The sequence below is a fragment of the Ruminococcus flavefaciens genome (assembly GCF_900143025.1).
Taxonomy (GTDB): domain Bacteria; phylum Bacillota; class Clostridia; order Oscillospirales; family Ruminococcaceae; genus Ruminococcus; species Ruminococcus flavefaciens_I.
Genome location: NZ_FRCT01000004.1, coordinates 107,276 through 127,936, shown reverse-complemented (window position 1 = coordinate 127,936; position 20,661 = coordinate 107,276). Strand labels below are relative to the sequence as shown.

General features: G+C 36.9%; 10 protein-coding genes. All 10 read left to right on the top strand.

Annotation, left to right across the window (positions count from 1 at the left end; genetic code table 11):
* Position 1: 1 nt before the first annotated feature.
* Positions 2-4,174: a hypothetical protein gene (locus BUB28_RS05715; protein ID WP_072949693.1), complete on the top strand. Its 4,173-nt coding sequence runs from the start codon at positions 2-4 to the stop codon at positions 4,172-4,174.
* A 5-nt stretch (positions 4,175-4,179) separates the two neighbouring features.
* Positions 4,180-6,441: a BREX-4 system phosphatase PglZ gene (gene pglZ / locus BUB28_RS05710; RefSeq protein WP_072949691.1), complete on the top strand. Its 2,262-nt coding sequence runs from the start codon at positions 4,180-4,182 to the stop codon at positions 6,439-6,441.
* A gap of 14 nt (positions 6,442-6,455) precedes the next feature.
* Entirely contained in the window at positions 6,456-7,952 is a 1,497-nt protein-coding gene (brxL, locus tag BUB28_RS05705; protein WP_072949690.1) for a BREX system Lon protease-like protein BrxL, read from the top strand.
* A 210-nt stretch (positions 7,953-8,162) separates the two neighbouring features.
* The gene (locus tag BUB28_RS05695) at positions 8,163-9,296 is read left to right on the top strand and encodes a cysteine desulfurase family protein (protein WP_072949686.1); all 1,134 of its coding nucleotides are present in this window, start codon (positions 8,163-8,165) and stop codon (positions 9,294-9,296) included.
* Between the two features lie 71 nt (positions 9,297-9,367).
* Positions 9,368-9,910, top strand: coding sequence for a DUF1643 domain-containing protein (locus BUB28_RS05690; RefSeq protein ID WP_072949684.1), 543 nt, complete (start codon positions 9,368-9,370; stop codon positions 9,908-9,910).
* A gap of 90 nt (positions 9,911-10,000) precedes the next feature.
* Complete coding sequence (locus BUB28_RS05685) at positions 10,001-12,970, top strand: AAA domain-containing protein (protein WP_072949682.1); 2,970 nt, start codon at positions 10,001-10,003, stop codon at positions 12,968-12,970.
* A gap of 128 nt (positions 12,971-13,098) precedes the next feature.
* The gene (locus tag BUB28_RS05680; protein WP_072949681.1) at positions 13,099-13,785 is read left to right on the top strand and encodes an SOS response-associated peptidase; all 687 of its coding nucleotides are present in this window, start codon (positions 13,099-13,101) and stop codon (positions 13,783-13,785) included.
* 360 nt (positions 13,786-14,145) lie between these two features.
* On the top strand, positions 14,146-16,737 hold the full coding sequence (locus BUB28_RS05675) for a DEAD/DEAH box helicase family protein (protein ID WP_072949680.1): 2,592 nt from the start codon (positions 14,146-14,148) through the stop codon (positions 16,735-16,737).
* Positions 16,738-16,877: 140 nt separating this feature from the next.
* A complete protein-coding gene (locus tag BUB28_RS05670; RefSeq protein WP_072949678.1) occupies positions 16,878-18,215 on the top strand; it encodes a radical SAM/SPASM domain-containing protein in 1,338 nt (445 codons plus the stop codon).
* A gap of 287 nt (positions 18,216-18,502) precedes the next feature.
* Positions 18,503-20,656, top strand: coding sequence for a DEAD/DEAH box helicase (locus BUB28_RS05665; RefSeq protein ID WP_242939943.1), 2,154 nt, complete (start codon positions 18,503-18,505; stop codon positions 20,654-20,656).
* Positions 20,657-20,661: the final 5 nt, after the last annotated feature.

Sequence of the window (20,661 nt, the reverse complement as noted above, 5' to 3'; positions counted from 1 at the left end):
CATGGCTACAAAGTATATGAAGTATTGCGAATACTTTGATATTGATGAAGATTATTTCCCATGTATTGACGAATCCGCTATCAACAGCGGTGCAAAATGGGATACTACGTACCCTCATGATACTTTTATTTCGCTTTTAAAAAATACTGAAGCTATGCTTGGCGGTAGCACTAACCGTTCAATCTGGATTCATGGTGCATATGGTACCGGTAAGTCTCAGTGTGCTTTTGCTCTTAAAAAGCTTTTAGAAGTATCGGAAGAGGAAGTTAGAGCATATTGGGGAAAATACGAGCCTCTTAAAAAGGAACCAGCTTTGCTTGAAAAGATTATTGGTCAAAAGAAGCAAGGTATTCTGACAGCGTATCGTTATGCTTCAGGTAGTATCACAACACCACAACAGCTGTTCCTTGCAGTTCAGGAAAGCATTAAGAATGCACTGAATGCAAGTGATTGTGCTTATAAGGGTGAGAATTCTCTGAAAGAAAGTGTTATAGCCTGGCTTGAAGACGATATTCATGCAAATCTTGTTGATGCTCTACTTAAAAGGCCTAAGTGGGAGTCGACCTTTTCACAGTCAACTGCGGAAGAAATTGTAAATAGCTTGAAAAAAAGTTCAGATGTATCTTCTCTTATGAGCAATATATTTGATCTTGCTGCAACTGAGGGTATCACAGCCCTGAATCTGACATCTGATTCGCTTCGTAACTGGATAATTGATATTATTCAGCAAAACAATATCAAGATAGTTTTTATATGGGATGAATTCAGCGATTATTTCCGCCAGAATGGTGATTCACTTGGTGAATTCCAGAAACTCGTTTCTATCTGCCAGGAAGCACCGTTCTATCTTATGATTGTAACTCATCCGCTTTCTTCTTTGACTCAGAAGTATGGATCTGTTAATGATAAAACGAATCCCTGGACAGTTGTGCAGCAGCGATTTGATAAGGTTGAAATTACTTTACCTGATAATATAGCATTCGACCTTATCGGTCATGCGTTTGAAGTTAAGCCTGCTGCTATGGATAATTGGAAGGCTATGACAGACGAGCTTAATTCATATGATAATAATGCACGTTCAGCGGTTGTTAAAGCAGCAAGTATAAAGAGTGAAACTGTTATGCGGGAAATACTTCCGCTTCATCCGATGGCTGCGCTTGTGCTGAAAAATATCGCATCTGCTTTTCAGTCGAATCAGCGTAGTATGTTCGATTTTATAAAAACTCCAAAGAATCTGGAAGTAAAAGCTTTTCAATGGTTTATTCAGAATACAAGTCCTTATGACGACAGACCTTTTTTGACTGTTGATATGCTATGGGACTTCTTCTACGAGAAAGGACGAGACTATCTGACATCAGATATCAGATTGATCCTTGATACATTCTCTCAGCAGAAACAGCTTACAGAGAAAGAAGAAATCGTCTTGAAAGCTATTCTGATTCTTCAATCGATAGATCTTCGCCTTGGCGGAGCATTGCCTATACTTAAACCAACTGATCAGAATATCAGCTATGTTTTTGATGGAGACGAAGAGCTACAAAACGAATGTAAGGGCCTTGCCAAAGGGCTTGTAACAAAGGGAATCTTGATTGAGAACCCTATAGCTGATAATAAGAAAGCATACTCAGCTGCTGTTCTTGCAGGAGATAGTGTCAAAATTGAAAACTACAAGAAAGAGATACGTACATCTCAAGGTACAACTGCAAAGCTGGTTTATGAGGGACCTGCCCTGGCTTCTGCACTCAATCTTACACCTCCACTGAAGCTTCGCTATGCAGTAGATGTTGAATCAGGTAAGCTGCCTGTTGTAACAATAGCCGATTTTAAGAAGCAGATGGATGCTCTAAAAAACAAGGATTCAAGTTGGCACTTCTTTGCAGTTCTTGCCGTAGCAAAGAATGAAGATGAAGCAATGAGTTTTCGCTCTCTTATCAAGAGTACAATCAGTGATCCTGTTTATCAGAACATTGTAGTTATTGATGCACTATCAACTCCGCTTACAATGGAATTGTATGAAAAATATGTGGAGTTTTCAGCCATGTCTCTGTATTACAGCGGCAACAACAACCAAGAGTCAAAGAAACAGAATAAACAGGCAAAAGATGTATTGGAGCAGACATGGAAAGACAGGATTCATGATGGACATTTTATTGTCTATACTCATGCTAATCAGGATGGTGAAAAAGCTGTTGGTGCAGCTGCTGTACATACTATCCTTCAGACAATTGTTCTTAATAAATACAGATATGTTCAGGATTTCACTAAAGGCTTGAGTGAATCGCAGCTCAAACTCTCTACCCCAACAAAGATAGCACGTTATGGTATTGGCGGTATTGATGTCAAAGGCTTAATAGCTGGCTGCGAAAAAAGCGTTCTTGGTAAAGTTTGGGAGCGCCCAGATTATTGGAGTGAAGATTCACTTTCAGACGAACCTATAGTTATTATTAAGAAAGCAATCAATAAGATGATTGCAGACAGTTTTAAAGAGAGCGGAAAAATCTCTATCGGTTCAATTTATGACTGCCTAGAATCAACATTTGGTTTCTCTGAATGCAATCTTTCATGTTTTCTTACTGGATTCCTTCTGAAGGAGTATAGTTCCGAACCATATCGCTGTATGGATGCCGAAGGACATCGGGATTCAATGACGCCTGATAAGTTATCTGAAATGATAGGCAACAATTTCGGTGCAAAAAAGAAGCAAAGCTATATTGTTAGTCTTACAGAAGAGGAAAAAGCGTTCTATGAACTGACCGAGTCAGCATGGAGCATTGAGCCTAATTCGTGTTCTTCTCCCAGTCATGCAAGTTCTATGGTGCTTCAGAAAATGAGAACACTTTCATACCCGGTTTGGTGTCTGGAAGATGTCGATACTCAGGGTGTATATGATCTTGTTAAGATGTACATGGAACTTGTTCAAAGCAAGGGTGACGATGCGCATGACATTGCAAATAGAATAGGCAAGATTGCTATTCAGCGTCAGTCTTCTGCACAGAATCTGAAGGAACTTCTGACAACAGACAACTGCAAGAAGGGCATGGAGCTATTCCTGAAGCGGTTCGAAAATAATAAGCTGCTTTCTCTAACAGAAGAGATCGGAGCTCAGGATGTTGTTTTTACTGATATCAAAAACCTTTTCAGTGTAGAGTATTCCGCAATATGGAACGGTAATACCGGTGAGGACGAGCTTAGAAAACTGACAACTGAGTATGAAGTGATTAAGATGACAAACGTCATGCTTAATGTTCACGAGCATTCAAAAAATGGTGCTTTCAGTGCATGGAGAGATACTCTTAAATTTATAGGTTTCTCTTGCGAGTCTATCTGTGCAAAGTATCCGGAATTAACATCATTCTTCAATCAACTCCGTAAAATTGCTAATTATGATGACATTCTTCCGGACGATATGAAAACCATATTTACGGAGATGACAAATCATAGTGCTGAGATCAGAGAAATTCTCAATCATTCTCTCACAGTATTCATGGATGTTTACGCACCGTATCTTGAGGGATTCACAGAATCGGAATGCGAAGAGATCAAGCATTCAATAAAATCCGAGTTGTTTATTGAAACCGCAACTTCAAGCAATGCAATTGTCAAAAAAGCGGCAGAAGATTTCAGAAAGAATCAGTTGAAGGCACAGTTGTTTGCTCTTTGGAAAGAAAAAGCCGGCGGTACAAAGAATCCGCGCTCTTGGTCAGAGCATTTCCGTACACCGATACTGATTTGTGTGAATTCTGCTGATTATTCAGATGCGAAAAAGGCATTTTCAATCTTAAATAGTAATACCTCAAGTGAGTCGGATATCAAGTTTGCGCTTGAGTTTATACAGAATGCGAATTTCTTTACTGATATTGCAGATGCTTCTTTCAGAGATCAAAGATTTTCACAGGCAATAGTTGGTGATTTCAGCTGCTTGTTAACAGATCTTAACGCTGTAAGAGATAATCTTGAAGATCTCGCCATAAGCGCTTATGAATGGAATGACAATCCGCGTGTACGTGATCAAATTACAGCTTTGGCACATAAAGAGTACAATGCAGGCGGAAGTGATCATGTGGTTAAAGAAATCGCTGATATGGATGACTCTGAATTACGTACATGGCTGACAGAGATTGTTAAGAAGGATATGGGCTTAGGAGTAAAGATTATCAATAACAGAAAGGGGTAAGTAGTATGCTTTGCAATGAAGTTTTGAATTATATCTCTTCTGCAAAGGGCGTCCCTTTTTTCTATGTTGTCGGCGACGAAGACTATGCTTCCGTTCTGGACGAATTGAAACAGAAAGGTGTTTCTGTTGTACGGATGAGCGATTTCTGTTTTAAAGACGACAAGTTTCCGAGTATAGATGAGTTGATTGACAATTTCAGAACATCTGATATAGATTATCGTGACAACAAGTTTGTCGTGATTGGGTTAGGTGAATTTCTTGCAATTAAAGGAGCTATGTTTGCTGACAAGGAACTTCGTCGCCTGAAAAGTACTACACTCGGGACTGCAAGAGTAATTCTTCTTCTTCGTGGTGTATCAGAACAAGCCTGTCGGATAATTGAAGATGACAGTAGGATGAGATCACAGAATAGAGCCTATATTTCTGATAATATCATTACTAATGCTAGAATAATGAACATAGCCCCGGAAGCGGGGCTGGTTAAGGATGTAGGAATTAAATACCTTCTCCGCAAGCTTGAGGATGGTGCATGTGAGACTGTTAATGTTGCTACATCATTGAATATGAAAGAATCATTGTTTCCAGTTACAAGTTTATTTGATGCGTATGCGATATTGAATACTACAATCAAAGGTTTTAATCTGAAAAATGAGATAGGAACAAACGAGCAGTGGTCACGTCTTCTGAAAGAAGCGAATGATGCAGGCAGAAACTTAGATGCGTTGTTTGATAGATTCTATATCGATGATAGCGTCTTTGATAATCTACATGAAGCTATTACAGGTATTGAATTCAAGAACTGGCTTGCCTTTATTTACTGCAAGTACCACCAGTCTAAGATAGCTAACTCCTACCTTAGATATGTGGTCGAAAAAACGGTAAATTACGAAGATTTTAAGGATAATATACTGACCATGATCGTTTCATTTGTTCATACTGATCCTGAATTCCGCAAAATGTATGACTGTCGCAAGCGATTAGTACGTGAATTCCCTGAAGAGGATATTGCAGTTTTCCTTAAGGCAAACGAGGTCGATCCAGAAGAAAGCATATATCGTTATACTGATAACACTTCTTATGAACGTAAGGCTGTTGTCAAGTGGGTGGCGCATCATGGAATATCTGATGCTATAGAATATGTTTATCCGGCTCTGGCTGCGTACTTGAAGAAATACACCTTTACTTGCCCGGTATTATCCAAGGAACTCACAGAATACGTCTATGCGTATAAGCTCCAAAAAGTTTCAAATAAGCTCAATACTGAGTTTGTGAAGACTGTTGAAGACTATGCCTCTAGTTACCTATATGCTCAACTTCCGACTAGAGACAGTGCGATTCAATCTATTCAAGATAAGAAAAATGCATATTTGTATTGGATAGATGCACTTGGTGTTGAGTACTTGTCATATATTGAGGCATTAGCTAAGAAAAAAGGATTATCCATTCATATTGATATTACTCGTTCAGATCTTCCAACGATTACAAAGCTCAATAAACAGTTCTTCGATAACTGGCCGGGTGAAATGAAATACAAGGAACAGATGCTTGATGATATAAAACACAAGCAGGAAGGCGGATACTTATTTACAAATGATGAGGATCCGATTCATATCCCAGCTGAATTGTCAGTTATTGAACGTGCAATCAATACAGCGGCTATTGAATTGACAATGCGAAAATGCCGTTCATTTATAATTGCAAGTGACCACGGTGCTTCACGCCTTGCTGTATTAAAAAAACAGGAGATTCCATACGAGACAGATACAAAAGGAGAGCATTCCGGTAGATGCTGTGCATACTTTGAAGGCTGTGATGTTCCGTATAAAGTTGTCGAGAACAACTATATTGTTTTGTCAGACTATGGCCGTTTTAAAAAGAGTAGGGCTGCAAATGTAGAGGTTCATGGAGGCGCAACACTCGAAGAAGTCGTTGTTCCTGTAATTACACTTACACTGAAGAAGAACGTATCTGTTCAGATAAAAGTTGTTCAGCCTGATAATATAATACTCGATAGAAGGAAAGGCGTGTCTTTAACGCTTTATATTTCTGAAACGTCTTCAAACAATATATCTGTTGTTTTAGATGATAAAAGATATGCTGGAAGTACTATTAATGGTCAGCATTTTACATTTGATATGACAGATATCAAACGTGCAAAAGACTATACTGTTGATGTCTATGATTCTGAAAATCTAATTGGTACAATTAAGTTTACGGTTAAAGGCAAGACGGCAACAGTAAATGATGACTTTGATAGTCTGTTTTGATAAGGAGAGAATCAATGGAATTGTCAGAGAAATTGCGAGATAATTTTGATGAAATGGTCGTTTTTAAAGACCTTAAGAAAACCAACTTTTTCTCGACGCTAAGTCTGCCAGCATTTATGCGTGACTGGCTTTTAAAAAAGTTTGAAGACGAAGATGGTAATTTCGATAAAGAAGATCTTGCAAGATTTGTGAAGAAATTCATTCCGCGCAAGGATGATTGGAATGCAATCAAGAATGATATCATTATCGAAGGAAAAAAAGTGAAGTTTCTTGCTAAGATCTCAGTCAATATTGATATTAAAACAAGTGAAGTATCATTTTCGTTACCAGATTTTGGACTCAGTTTCAAAGAAACTATCATTGAGAATGATGTCTGGGATGATTGCAAGGATGATTTGGTAAAAGGCCGAGATATATGGGGAATGGTTGAGCTTGGATATCGTTCTCCTGATGATTTCGATATTTCATTTGAATATGAACGGAAGTCATCAAAAGCCAAGAGTTCAAAGGAAGGAAAAATCAAACTTCTTTCGTTTAAGAACTTCTGCCCATATAATATTGACCTAGAAGATTATAAAGATGCAAGAAAAGAGTTTACGATTGACGAGTGGATGAATGTGATTCTTGGCGCAGTTGATTATAACGCAGCTGGTTACGAAACAGAAGAACAGAAACTCACAATGCTTACAAGGCTTCTTCCTTTTGTAGAAAAGCGTTTGAATCTGATAGAGCTTGCACCGAAAGGAACTGGAAAATCATATCTTTTTGGTAATGTAAGTCGCTATGGTTGGCTGTCCAGTGGTGGAGTAATGAGTAGAGCGAAGATGTTTTACGATCAGACAAAGCGACGTGAAGGATTAGTTGCAGGAAGTGATTTTGTCACATTGGATGAAGTTCAAACAATCTCATTTACTGATACTGACGAGATGCGAGCAGCTCTTAAAGGTTACCTGGAACAAGGATATTTCACAGTTGGAGATTATAAGGGCGTCGCTAATGCCGGTATGATTCTCTGTGGAAATATCAGAAAAGAGATTATGGATGCTGATGGATACAGCAATATGTTTACGGAGCTTCCCGAAGTGTTTCATGAATCTGCATTGATTGAACGTTTTCACGGATTCATTAAGGGCTGGAATATCCCTAGAATGAAGGATGATCTTAAAGTAAACGGATGGGCTCTCAACTCTGAATACTTCTGCTCAATCATGCATGAGCTTCGTGATGATATGACTTATAGAAGCATTGTGGACGAGTTTATTATAGTTCCTGAAGGAGCAGATACACGAGATACAGAAGCTGTAAAACGTATAGCAACTGCATATCTGAAACTCTTGTTTCCTAATGCTCAGAGTGTTTCTGATATCTCACCAAGAGCGTTTAAACGCTATTGTTTTGATCGAGCTAGAAGAATGCGTGATACGATCAAATATCAATTGGGATTGCTCGATAGTGAGTATGCGGGTAAGGATCTGCCATCTTTCAAAATAATGGGAATGGATACAATGTGATATGAACCAGAAAATATGCTATGTTTGCGGTAAGGAACCGCTTTCCAAAAACGAAATAGGATTGACAAAGAAATTGATCAATCAGAAGGCAAAGTCGTTTTACTGTATTTCTTGTTTAGCTGAAGAACTGGATGTGACTGTAGAAGAATTGCAAGCTAAAATCGAGGACTTCATAAATGACGGTTGCAAATTGTTTTCGTAGGTGATTAAATGAAACAGTTTATTTACGCTGATAATGCAGCAACAACTAAGTTGGATCCTGTTGCATATGAGGCTATGTTACCATGGTTGAAAGAGGAATACGCTAATGCTTCGCAGCCATATTCGTTCGCTAGATCAGCCAAAAAAGCTATTGCAGAAGCAAGGAGTTTAATTGCAAGGTGTATTAATGCTGAACCTGAAGAGATATTCTTCACGTCAGGAGGTACGGAAAGCGATAATTGGGCGATTAAGGGGGCGGCATTTGCTGATACTGAGCATAGGGCGATGATCACATCTCAGATTGAGCATCATGCAGTGCTACGCTCTTGTGAAGCTATTGAACGGTTAGGCTATCCTGTTATATATTTGCCTGTAAATAAAGATGGAACAGTTTTACCTGAAACACTAGAGCAAAATATAACAGATAATACTCGCCTTGTGTCGGTTATGTTTGCAAATAATGAGATTGGCACAATTCAGCCTATAAAGGATCTTGTTAGAATTGCGCATAAGCATGGAACCATATTTCATACTGATGCTGTTCAGGCTGTAGGACATATTCCAATTGATGTTCAAGAATTAGGCGTAGATCTTCTGTCTGCTTCAGCACATAAGTTTAATGGGCCTAAAGGCATTGGTTTTTTGTATATTCGTCAAGGAACATCCATTGTGTCGTTTATGGACGGTGGCTCACAGGAAAATGCTTTGCGTGCCGGAACTGAGAATGTTGCCGCTATTGTTGGTATGGCAACTGCTTTAAAGGAAAACTGTGACCATTTAAACGAAAATATAGAACATATTCATGAGTTAGAAAATCAGCTTATTACAGCTATGAACGAATCAGGAGTTCAGTATGTTCGTAACGGTGGAAATACTATACTTCCTGGTTTGTTGAGCTTATCGTTTATGAATCAGAGCGGCGAGACCATGTTACATAGGCTTGATCTTAAAGGTATTGCTATATCCACTGGGGCTGCTTGTAATGGTGACAATGATGAGATTTCACATGTGCTACAAGCAATCAATTTAAAGGAAGAATTTGCTTTGGGAACCATTCGAGTTTCCATTGGAAAACAATGTAACGAAGGCGATATTTCAGAAATATTAAATAGTTTAAAGCAGATTATTAAAATTAGACATTAATGTTGACATCGTTTTGGGATACCAATCAATATGATCTCATGTATTTAAATATCTTAACGGAGGATAATTATATGTCAAACAGAAGATATGTCGATTATAAACCAACTATATATGAATATGATAGAACGAATAATTTACGTTTTGTTTTAGGGAATTATGGAAAAAAGACATTGGTATGTGTGGGGATAAATCCTAATACTGCCGACGCAGATACATCAGATAATACTATGAATGATTTAATCAAGTTTTCACGTCAACAAGGTTATGATGGGTGCATAATGATTAATCCTTATCCATTAATATGTAACAGCCCTTCAAAATTACCGATAGAATTTGACAGAAAAATATGTGAAGCTAATTTAAAGTATATATCTTCGGTATTTGAACATTGTAAAGGAGGCGATCTTCTTTTATCGTGGGGAGATTATATATTAAAAAATCATGATTTTAAGGAACAGGTTGCCATAATATTGAATAAAGCTAAAGAAAAGAAAATGAGATTAATACATATTAACAGTTTGACCAAGGGTGGAAACCCAAGACATTTCCGTAATTTATGCAGGGATAAAGAATATAATGCTGGAAAATATAATGTTAATGTAATAAAGTATTAGCCAATATATTGAATGAATCTTAAGCTCGCCTATTAAGGGCGAGCTTGTCATTATTATCTTTATATAAAACTTATGAGAGGACATGGGGATATGGAACTTATAGGTCTGAAAGTTGTACATAAAACTTTTAAAAACGGAGTTATTACAGGGCATCAAGGCAATATCATCATAGTCAAGTTTAAAGAGAATGGAAATGAAATGAAATTCCTTTATCCGGATTGCTTTAAAACATACTTAACCCTTGAGAACTCAGATGCAATTGAAAAGGTCAAATTTGATACGGCTTCCAAAATAGAACAAGAAAAAATAAAAAAAGAAAACGAGCGAATTCAAAGAGAAAATAATCGTATAATAAGTGAAATGAATCGTTCAAAAACAAAAGGAAGCGTAGTAAAAGATACACCTGTTATAAGGTTTAAATCGTATAATGAATTTTGTGATCATTATTCTCAAAAGATTGCATCAGAAGTTGCCTTTTTACGTCGAAACGGTGGCAAACGAATAACAGTCTATGATGGACGATATTTAAGCCGACAAGGTCTTCGTTTTTCTTATGAATTCGATACAGATACAGAATTAAACTATCCAGATGGCACTCAGATAACTTTATATGTCTCATTAAAAAAAGACTCAGTTCAAGGAGAAGTGGAAGTAAAAGGAATACTTGAAAATTGTAGTGAATTTACAGTTATTATTTCAACAGACGCTGATCTTGGACATTCTGAAGACACAGAAATATCAAGCTTGGAATTTTCTGTTGAGAGTTGGCGTTTGTTAAATACTCTAAACGAAAGGCTTGTTTTACTGCGGAATAAGAATAATTATATCACTGATGCATTAGTAACTCAGGGTTTCAATCAAATTGAATATGGTGCTAAATTATCTACCGGTCAAGAAACAGCGGTTGATATGACATTAAAACAACCAATTACTTTCATTTGGGGACCTCCTGGAAGTGGAAAAACCGAGACCCTTGCTAAAATTGCAATTCAGCACATAAAAAAAGGAAATAAAATACTAATGCTTTCGTACAGCAATGTATCTGTAGATGCAGCTATACAAAGAGTGTTTAAATTATTTCCTCAATCAAATCTCGGTGATATCCTGAGATATGGTTATCCGAAGGATAATGATATTAATGAAAGTCAATTCAAATCATCTTTCAACTTTGCTCTTTATTTATGCCCGGAACTTGTGAAAAAACGTAAGGATTTAATGAATGAAAGTAAAAAGTATGGTAAGACGGATCCTAAGCGTAAAGAAATAAGTAAGAAAATTCGCGAAATAAGAGAGGCGCTTGCTGAAAAAGAAATTGATTCCATAAAAAAAGCTAGATTTGTTGCAACAACCGTTTCCAAAGCTGTTGTTGATAAAAAGCTCACCGAGATACCATTTGATGTTGTAATATTCGATGAGGCAAGTATGTCATATATTCCTCAAATCATTTTCGGTGCAAGCCTTGCAAAAAAGCATTTCGTTTGTATGGGTGATTATTGTCAGCTCCCTCCCATAGTTCAAGGAGATCGTTCTGAAAGTCTCTCTGTTGATATTTTTAGATATTGCGGTATAAGTGATGCTGTTGAACGAAACTGTGGACATAAATGGCTATGTATGCTAGATATTCAATATAGAATGCATCCTGAAATTGCCAATTTTGCTAGTGTAACAATGTACCATGGACTTTTAAAAACTGCAAGTGGAATAAAAGAAAAACGTGATGAAATACAAGAAGCCGTTCCAGAATTGAAGAAGGCTTATGGTATAGCTGATTTAAGCTATATGATGTCAACTTGTATTCCTATGAAAGACCATTCGAGAGTAAATATATTAAGTGCGTTTATTTCTTTTGCTTTAGCTGAAAGAGCATATAATAACGGTTTTAACGTCGGTATAATTGCTCCATATACATCTCAGGCAGGATTGTTGAACAGCATGGCACTTGATATGGCGGAAAAGATTGGTGAAAAAAGAACTATCCCTTGTGCAACAGTACATCAGTTTCAGGGCTCAGAGCAGGACGTTATTGTTTATGATGCAACCGATTGCTACAGGCAGACTTATCCAGGAATACTACTGACAAGCACAAAGGACAATTATGCCAACAAGCTATTTAATGTTGCCATGACAAGAGCAAGGGGTAAATTTGTAGCCGTTACAAATGCAAAGTATATGATAGATAAAGGTGTTAAAACAAATCTGATGTTTGGGCAACTCATATCAAAATCAAGAGTTGAAAGTGGTGTTGATGGATATTCACTTGAATATTTCAAAACAGATGTTGATTCCTGCCTTAAGTTTTACAGACAGGCTAATGCAGGGGATGCTTTTCTTGATGATATATCGGCAGCAAATAAATTAGTTTATATTGATATTCCAGATAAACCGATGAACGATACTGCCTTTTATGAGAAATTGATACGGATAATAGACGAGAAAAAGAAAAACAATGTTAAAGTAGTTATTCGTGCGGAAAAACGTTCTTCACTGCCTTTAAGCATACGCTCTATTGCAATAGAACATAGCTTCTCAATGAATCCTGTGGCAGTAATCGATAAGTCTGTTACATGGTATGGTATGCCATGGTCAGAAGCAGTTTTTAAAACGGAAAATGGTTCTATTCAAACTAAATTTCATCCAATAATCAGATTTGCTGGCAGAAAAGCTTCAAGGAAGATATATGGATTACTTGAAATGAATAAAACCACAGATGAATCAGTAGAATTACTAGATGAGGAAGAACCAAATACTTTAGCCCAGTACATTTTAAAACATGAAAAATGTCCTATATGCAATAAACCTATGCAGATGAAGAAAAGTAAAAGTGGAAAGTTCTTTTTGTCGTGTACAGGTTATCCAGCATGTACACAAACAAGTTTCCTTTCAGTAGATTTGGTTGAAGAATATCTATATGTACCAAAACCTGATGGTAGTAAAGTACTTGTTGCAAGATGCAAATGTAATAAATGTGATACTTCACTCGAAGCAAAGCTCGGACAATATGGATTGTATATCCAGTGTTGTGGCCTAAACCGTCATAAATATAAGCCTGATGAAATATGATATATACAATTAGCAATCTACCGCCCTATTAATTATGGGCGGTTTTTCTTATAGCTTGACAAAGCGTATCTCTGGTGGTATAATAAAACAGAACATACATTCTGTTCGAATACTGGGAGGTGATTTTTATGTGTATGTCACTGCGTATAGAACTAAGAGAAATGGCCGAGGTACTCATAAAAGTACGTAAAATGGCTTTTGCTCTGGAAATGTCGATAAAGCTTGGAAAGAGCCTATCCATGTCTGGTGACTTGTACCCGTCAGATATTGCCCCTGTTTTGGCACCGAACAAACACGGACAAATGGTTATATTCCCAATGGTATGGGGATTTACACATAAAGCTACTACCAAGCCTCTTGCAAATTGCCGTATTGAGACTGCTGATAAAAAGGCGTTATGGAGAGACTCCTGGTACCGGCGAAGGTGCGTTATACCTGCATCATTGTACTATGAATTTGGATATCCTGTATATGAGGACGATAGTCGCAGTATGCTTGAACATCGAAATACCAAGAAGGTCAAATTTGCCATACAGACGGAAGGATCGGATATCACTTATATTGCAGCGCTATACCGATATGAGGATCATGGAGGCATGCAGGTACCTATGTTTTCTGTACTCACTAGAGAAGCAGCAGGTACTGTAAGGGATATACACGACCGTATGCCTGTTATACTGGATAAGGAAGACGTGAAGGAATGGATACGCCCCGACGGAGCCCCTTTCAGCATTGCTGAGAGAGCACTGACAAATATGGCCTTTGAGAAGGCAGTTGAGTATCATAGATCGCCGAATGAATTTATTACAGCATAGGAATAATAAGGCCGCCTTTATGGCGGCTTTTCTTAATAACAGATAATACAGTAATAATTATAAACAGCGTGAATTGGCGCAAATTTAATAAAAAATATTTTGTTCATTCTACATTCATTGACATTGTAAATAATAAATGTTATAATATGTACATAGAATAGTTAATAAAATTATACATATATTGATATTACTGGCGAATAATACTAATTGACAAAGTGCGTTTCAGAAGAAGATTGAAGTATAATAAGAAGTAAAATGATTGCTACTGGATAAAAATTGTTATAATGGGGCTACCTATGATATCTGATAATCTATTATAGCTTTCCGCCCTTCAAATTCAAAGTAAAAAGGAGAGAAGTTATGCTGAAAGAGTGTTTTGAACCGATCCTGATAGAAGAATCAAAAGCTGATTCCAGAAGTCTGATTTTACCACATCAACAAGCAGCTGTTGATGCTATGACATCATATTTCCGAACTAGTATTGACACAACAAATAGAAATGGTCTTGTTGTAATGCCTACAGGAAGTGGAAAGACCTTTACGGCAGTCAATTGGCTTCTGTCCCAAGGTGTTGCGAATGGATACCGGATTATTTGGCTTGTTCATAGACAGGAACTTGTTGAACAGACGTATCGAGAATTCAGGAGACAAGCACCTATTCTGAAAAGAAGTGGGATTGAAAAACTTAAAGTATACCCAATTTCTGGCGAATCACAACATATACGAATGGTGAATGCGTATAAGGCAGATATTTATGTGTGTAGCATTGCATCAGTGGCAAATAAGTATGGATATAGATTTATAGAAAGAATGGTCGGAGCAGCAGGAAAACGTAAATTGATTATAGTTATAGACGAAGCCCATCATGCAACTGCTGCTGGATATCAAAAAGTAATAAAGCGGTTAACCGCTTTGAATCCATTCCGAATCCTTCTCGGGTTGACTGCTACACCGACCAGAATGCAGGAATCAGAAAAGCGTATTCTTGATAGAATGTTTAATGTTGATACTAATATTAAAAACGGAATAGGAAGAAAGGGATATGTTTATGAGATTACGCTCCCTGAACTCATTAAGAGCAAATTCTTATCTAATCCTCACTATGTGTTGGTAGAAACAAATATCAATGGTGAGATCGAATTTCAGATGACTCCAGAAGATGAAGCTTTTTTTGCCGAATATCATGAGTTATCTGAAAAACTGAAAGCAAATATAGCACGCTCTGCTGTTCGTAACAAGATAATTCTCGACGAATACTGGAAGAATCAAGAAAAGTATGGTAAAACTCTGATATTTGCAGTAAATCAAGACCATGCCAAAACATTGTATGATGATTTTAAAAAAGCAAATATATCATGTGAATATGTGATAGCTTCAAAACCTAATGCTCAAGAAACAATACGTGATTTTAAGGATAATAAATTCAAAGTCCTAATCAATGTACTAATTATGACTGAGGGAAGTGATGTGCCCGATGTTCAAACAGTATTCCTAACTTGCCAAACCAATAGTGACTCTCGACTAATGCAGATGATTGGTCGTGGGTTGCGAGGTGAAAAAGCTCATGGAACCAAAGATGCATTTATTGTTTCTTTCCATGATGTATGGAATAGATTCTTGACATTTCTTGATCCACGCGATATCGGTATTTTTGATGTAGAAGAAAATGAAGAAGTAATGGAAGCTGAAACAGATATTCAGGAAGAAAAGCCAATCGAACCTGATAATGTCATGCTTGAGTATTTAGCTAAAATTGGAAGCGGCGAAATAACTCAACCTGAAGAGGTGAGTGACATCACAAACGGTTCCTCTATTTCATCAAGCGAATTGTATTTGAAACTATATCACTTGATGCATGCCTCTTTGACTTCAGAAAGGAAGAATTTGGAATATCCTGTTGGATGGTATTCTGTTTTGGATAATGATGGTAATGATGTATCTGTTCTTGTCTTCAAGAGTCAAATAAAGGTCTATAACGATATAGAAAACAGTATTGATCTTATCAAGGGTAAAATTACTGTTGATGATTTACGAGAAATCTATTTTGGCGATTTGGATGCTATTCCCAATGATGAAGAACTTCAATATATTCTGGATTATATTGAAGAAACAGACAGTATGCCTATGTATTTTGCGTTTGAACAGAGAGATGCACTCGACCCTAAGAAAATTGGAGAAAAAGCTAATGAGTTATTTACAAAGGAAGAAGACAAAGAAGAATGGCTGAAAAAGCTATTTGATTCTCATAATGTTCTTCAAAACATATATCATACTTTTTTTGCTTTCAAAAAGACTGTGTTTGATTCAATGAAAGAGCAGACAGAACCTGTTTTGAAAACAGTTCAAGAAGAACTCAAGAGTTATGAAATAATTGAGAATTATCATCATTTGAATGAATCGCTGAAAGAAGTTATGGAAATGTATCCTTTATTAAGTACCAAGCAGCTGGTCAAGATTGCATGGACAAATGAAATAGTTCAAGACTACTTTGCTCTGACAGAATGGACGGAGGATTACAAGTATTATCAGATTCATGTTAACAAGATCCTTTCATCTCCAAGAATTGACAGGGAAGTAATAAAATACCTGATTTTTCATGAATTATTACACGGAAACGGATATATGGAACATAATATTGACTTTAGGCTAAGAGAATGGCAATATCCTGATTCTGCTAACCTGGATGCAGTTCTTGATAATTTACGTGTGGAGTATAATGTTGATTCCATATTTAATTGCGGCGTAAAAGATGAACGCCATTCTTTTGAAGGATTAAGCGACACTAATTGTGAAATCCTGCCAAAAGAGAATGCATTACATGAAGCTCAACCGACTTTTGATTCAAATGCTCACGGAGTAATGAAAGGATTCAAATACTGTATGAATTGCGGTATGAAACTTCCGGAAAAGGCAAATTATTGTTCTAAGTGTGGGACGAACGTTGAATATTAGCCTATTTGTTTGATGTAGATAATGTTATTACAACATTTGAGTTATCGAATGTTCTCTTCAAAATATGAGATATTTATAATATGAAAAGGACTCCTCACGGAGGATAGATAGCGGTTTTGTGTGGATAGGAGGTTAACTTTATGGAAGAAGAAAAAGAAATGGAACTGGAATTGGACAAAGTCTATGCTTTGCCAGATTTTGAATATATTGAATACAATGGCTATTGTCTTGCCATTGCACCTGAACTTGCAAAATGGATAGTTTTAGAGAATAATGAACAATATGAGATCCTTAATATGTTTACAGAAGGATTTGATATTCAGACTGCTTTAGCGCGATTTGAAGACAATCAAGAGGATGTGATTGCTGTCCTTACACAGCTTGAAGCAAAGCAAATTGAAACATCTGAAACAAGGTCTATTTTCAGTAATACAAGGCTGCATCTTCACCTTACGAACAAATGTAATCTACACTGTCCGCACTGCTATATGAATTCTGGTGCTGCATTAAGTAATGAATTGACCACAGATGAAATCAAAATGCTATGCGATGAATTTAAAAGTTGTGGGGGTACTGATGTATCATTAACTGGCGGAGAACCCACATCTCGTATGGATTTCCTCGAAATTGCTGAATACATATCTTCTATTGGAATGAAAGTATCAGTTTTCACGAATGGCTTTTCTTGGAATGAGAATATGGTAGAACGCTTTTCAAAACTGAATGTTGAGGGTGTGCAGATAAGTATTGACGGATATGATGAAGCGACAAATTCAACTATCCGTGGAAAAGGCGTTTTTAGGAGAGCGTTGGACACGATTGACCTTTTTGTGAAAAAACATATTTATGTTAAGATTGCAGTTACCGCACCCTATGAGATTATCAAGGAACATCAGGAAGAATACATTTCTTTTTCAAAAGCTCTTATTGAAAAATACAGCACCGATGCTATAGAAATTAATTACTCCTACTTCTTTATGCCTGGCAGAGAACTGGTACCTGATAGAATCAGTGAGATTAAAGACGAATACTATAATCTTGTAGATAAAGTTGTTACATCTGTTTATGGGAATATTGAAGAAGACGCTTTTGTTTCCAACCTCACAGATTGTATACAGGATAGCTGTGGTTATGGTGGACTGAATGTTATGGCGAATGGGGACTTCTATTTCTGTGATAGAATACCGGATGTCAATAAGTCAGGGAATATCCGCAATATGCCTTTCAGCAGAATATATGAGCTTATGAAGATAGCTGAAGAAGCGGGAAAGATTATTAATTTTAAACCTTGCGGAGATTGTGAGCTCAGATTCATCTGCGGTGGAGGTTGCCGTGCTGAACACTTCCAGACTTTTACTAAGATCGAGGATGTTAAAAAAATTGATTTCGGCAGTATTCCGCCTAGGAAGTGTGACAAGGAACATAAAGAGAAATTTTACAGGCTAATGATAAATACGAATGAAAGGTTCTTTTGTTGATTATGAGCGATTTAATGATTACGATAAATTCGTCAGCTTCAAAGAAAAATGGCTTTTTGATAATTGAAACTTATTACACTAAAAAAGTGGATTCCAATAAATCTGGTAAATTCAAGGGCGGAGTAATCTCTTCAGCTAATATTTATAGCAATATACCAATTGAAAATTGTAGTCTAAGCGCTATTGCTGCACTTTTCAAAGAAGAATGTCAACGATTGTCTGAGAATGCTTATTATGTCACAGTGCCTTCATTAAAAAGAATTGTAGACAAGCTCAAGCCTTACAAAATGATTTTTTTGGATAACCGTGATAAATCACTTGTTCTTGTAGAAAACATCATTTTACAGAAGCACGAAAAAAAAGTCAAGCATAAATATGCTTTTGGCGATATATCCCTTTGCTGGTATGCTGATTGTACGCTCTATATTGAGGAAGAGAGTACGAGCGGAATGATTATTAAGCAGAAAGAACCTGTTCCTCATATGCAGTATTCTAAAGAAGAGCAGATTTACAGCCTTTATTTTTGCTATAACGGGGAAAATATTGCTTTTCTGGATAAGAAGCTGTCTATAACGAATGGAGACATGATACTGCTTCGGAATTATTCCTATGAACATGAGATCGGAGAAAGCATCCTCAAAGAGAAGTTTACCAAACTTGCAGGAAGCCGTTTTATCTATTCTGGGCATAAAAATACGCGTGACATAGTTGCATTTCTTTCCTCTAAAAGCATAGTTCTTGATGACGATGAAAACACAATCATACCTGATATCAAAGTTACGAAAAACGAATCAGGTTGGTTTGAAATTGATCTTTCGTACCAAATTGACGGTGAAGTGTTTGACCTTGCTTCTAAGATACAGCTCTTTTCATCTCAGGACGAAATAGAAGATGATGATAAGAAGATACTTCTCCCAGATTCTATCATTCAGGCAAGAGAATACTTATCAGTCGTAGGAAACAAGCTGCGTATTGATCAGAACCATATATTTGAATTGCTACATATCATCTATGACAGCAATTCAGATATTTCAGAATTCTTTTCATATAGTGATATTATGCTGGCTCTGCCCGATCATGTGACATCGGCAGCCTACCCATATCAGCTTGAAGGAATAAAATGGCTAAAATTCTTGTTTCTTAATCATTTCGGAGGATGTCTTGCTGATGATATGGGCTTGGGAAAAACATTTCAGATTATTTCTTTTTTGGAAGATCAGGAAGTAAAAAACAATATCAAAAAAGTGCTTATCATTGTTCCAAAGTCGCTCCTAACTAACTGGAAAAAAGAATTTGAAAAGTTCAATTCAGTTTATAGAGTCGGTATATACCACGGCGATAAGCGGAATGAATTCGACTTTGAGAATACAGACGTTATTATCACCACATATAACACGGCATACCTTGACTTGAAAAATCTGAATGAATTAGTGTATTCACTGGTCGTATTTGATGAAATACAAACAATCAAAAACCACAAGAGTATTACTTCCGATGCCATGAAGCAGATACGATCGGAGATGAAGATCGGTCTGTCGGGTACTCCTATGGAGAACAGTATCTCAGAGTTATGGAATATAATGGACGTACTCAATCCTAATGTTTTTTATAGTCACTCGGCATTTATGAGAAGATACAGTGGAAAGAACTATGATGAACTGAAAAGTATACTGAACCTGTTTATCTTACGCAGAATGAAAAAAGATGTCCTTAAGGAATTACCTCAGAAATCTGAGCAGATTATATACTGCGATATGGAACAGGAGCAGAGAAAACTCTATACGAGTATCAATGTTGCAGTAAAGAAGGCTATTATGAGCTTGAAAGCATTTGCAGCTCCTGTTGTGTTGAAAGGTCTGACTTTGCTTCGTGAGTGCTGCTGTCACCCTATGTTGTTGAACGATGAAACAAACGTCGATAAGGTGTATGAATCATGTAAACTCGACGCACTGGATCTGCTTGTAGATAATCTTGTAGGCTCAGGGCATAAGATACTGATATTCAGCAACTATACCTCTATGCTTCACCTGATACAAGAAGAATTAGAAAAAAACGAACACTACAAGAAAATCATTTATTATCTCGACGGAAAAACAAAAAACAGGGTTGACGTAGTAAAACAATTTGAGAGTGCTGATGAGGGCATCTTCTTAATTAGTATCAAAGCTGGCGGAGTTGGTCTGAACCTTGTGTCAGCTCAGGATGTTATCATTTATGATCCGTGGTGGAATCCATTTGTGGAGCAGCAGGCAGTTGACAGAGCATACCGTATCGGACAAGATAAACCGGTCACTGTATATAAGCTCGTTGCAGCCAATACGATCGAAGAACGAATTGTTGAGATGCAAAAAGACAAGGAACAGGACTTTGATGAACTGATTAATGGTATATCCACTGATAAGAATATTGATCTGAAAGATATTATCGAGTTGCTCCAATGAGGTGA

What these genes read in the sequence shown, in the direction of transcription:
- BUB28_RS05715 (WP_072949693.1), top strand. Translation starts at nt 2, where the DNA reads ATGGCTACAAAGTATATGAAGTATTGCGAATACTTTGATATTGATGAA.
- pglZ (WP_072949691.1), top strand. Translation starts at nt 4,180, where the DNA reads ATGCTTTGCAATGAAGTTTTGAATTATATCTCTTCTGCAAAGGGCGTC.
- brxL (WP_072949690.1), top strand. Translation starts at nt 6,456, where the DNA reads ATGGAATTGTCAGAGAAATTGCGAGATAATTTTGATGAAATGGTCGTT.
- BUB28_RS05695 (WP_072949686.1), top strand. Translation starts at nt 8,163, where the DNA reads ATGAAACAGTTTATTTACGCTGATAATGCAGCAACAACTAAGTTGGAT.
- BUB28_RS05690 (WP_072949684.1), top strand. Translation starts at nt 9,368, where the DNA reads ATGTCAAACAGAAGATATGTCGATTATAAACCAACTATATATGAATAT.
- BUB28_RS05685 (WP_072949682.1), top strand. Translation starts at nt 10,001, where the DNA reads ATGGAACTTATAGGTCTGAAAGTTGTACATAAAACTTTTAAAAACGGA.
- BUB28_RS05680 (WP_072949681.1), top strand. Translation starts at nt 13,099, where the DNA reads ATGTGTATGTCACTGCGTATAGAACTAAGAGAAATGGCCGAGGTACTC.
- BUB28_RS05675 (WP_072949680.1), top strand. Translation starts at nt 14,146, where the DNA reads ATGCTGAAAGAGTGTTTTGAACCGATCCTGATAGAAGAATCAAAAGCT.
- BUB28_RS05670 (WP_072949678.1), top strand. Translation starts at nt 16,878, where the DNA reads ATGGAAGAAGAAAAAGAAATGGAACTGGAATTGGACAAAGTCTATGCT.
- BUB28_RS05665 (WP_242939943.1), top strand. Translation starts at nt 18,503, where the DNA reads ATGATTTTTTTGGATAACCGTGATAAATCACTTGTTCTTGTAGAAAAC.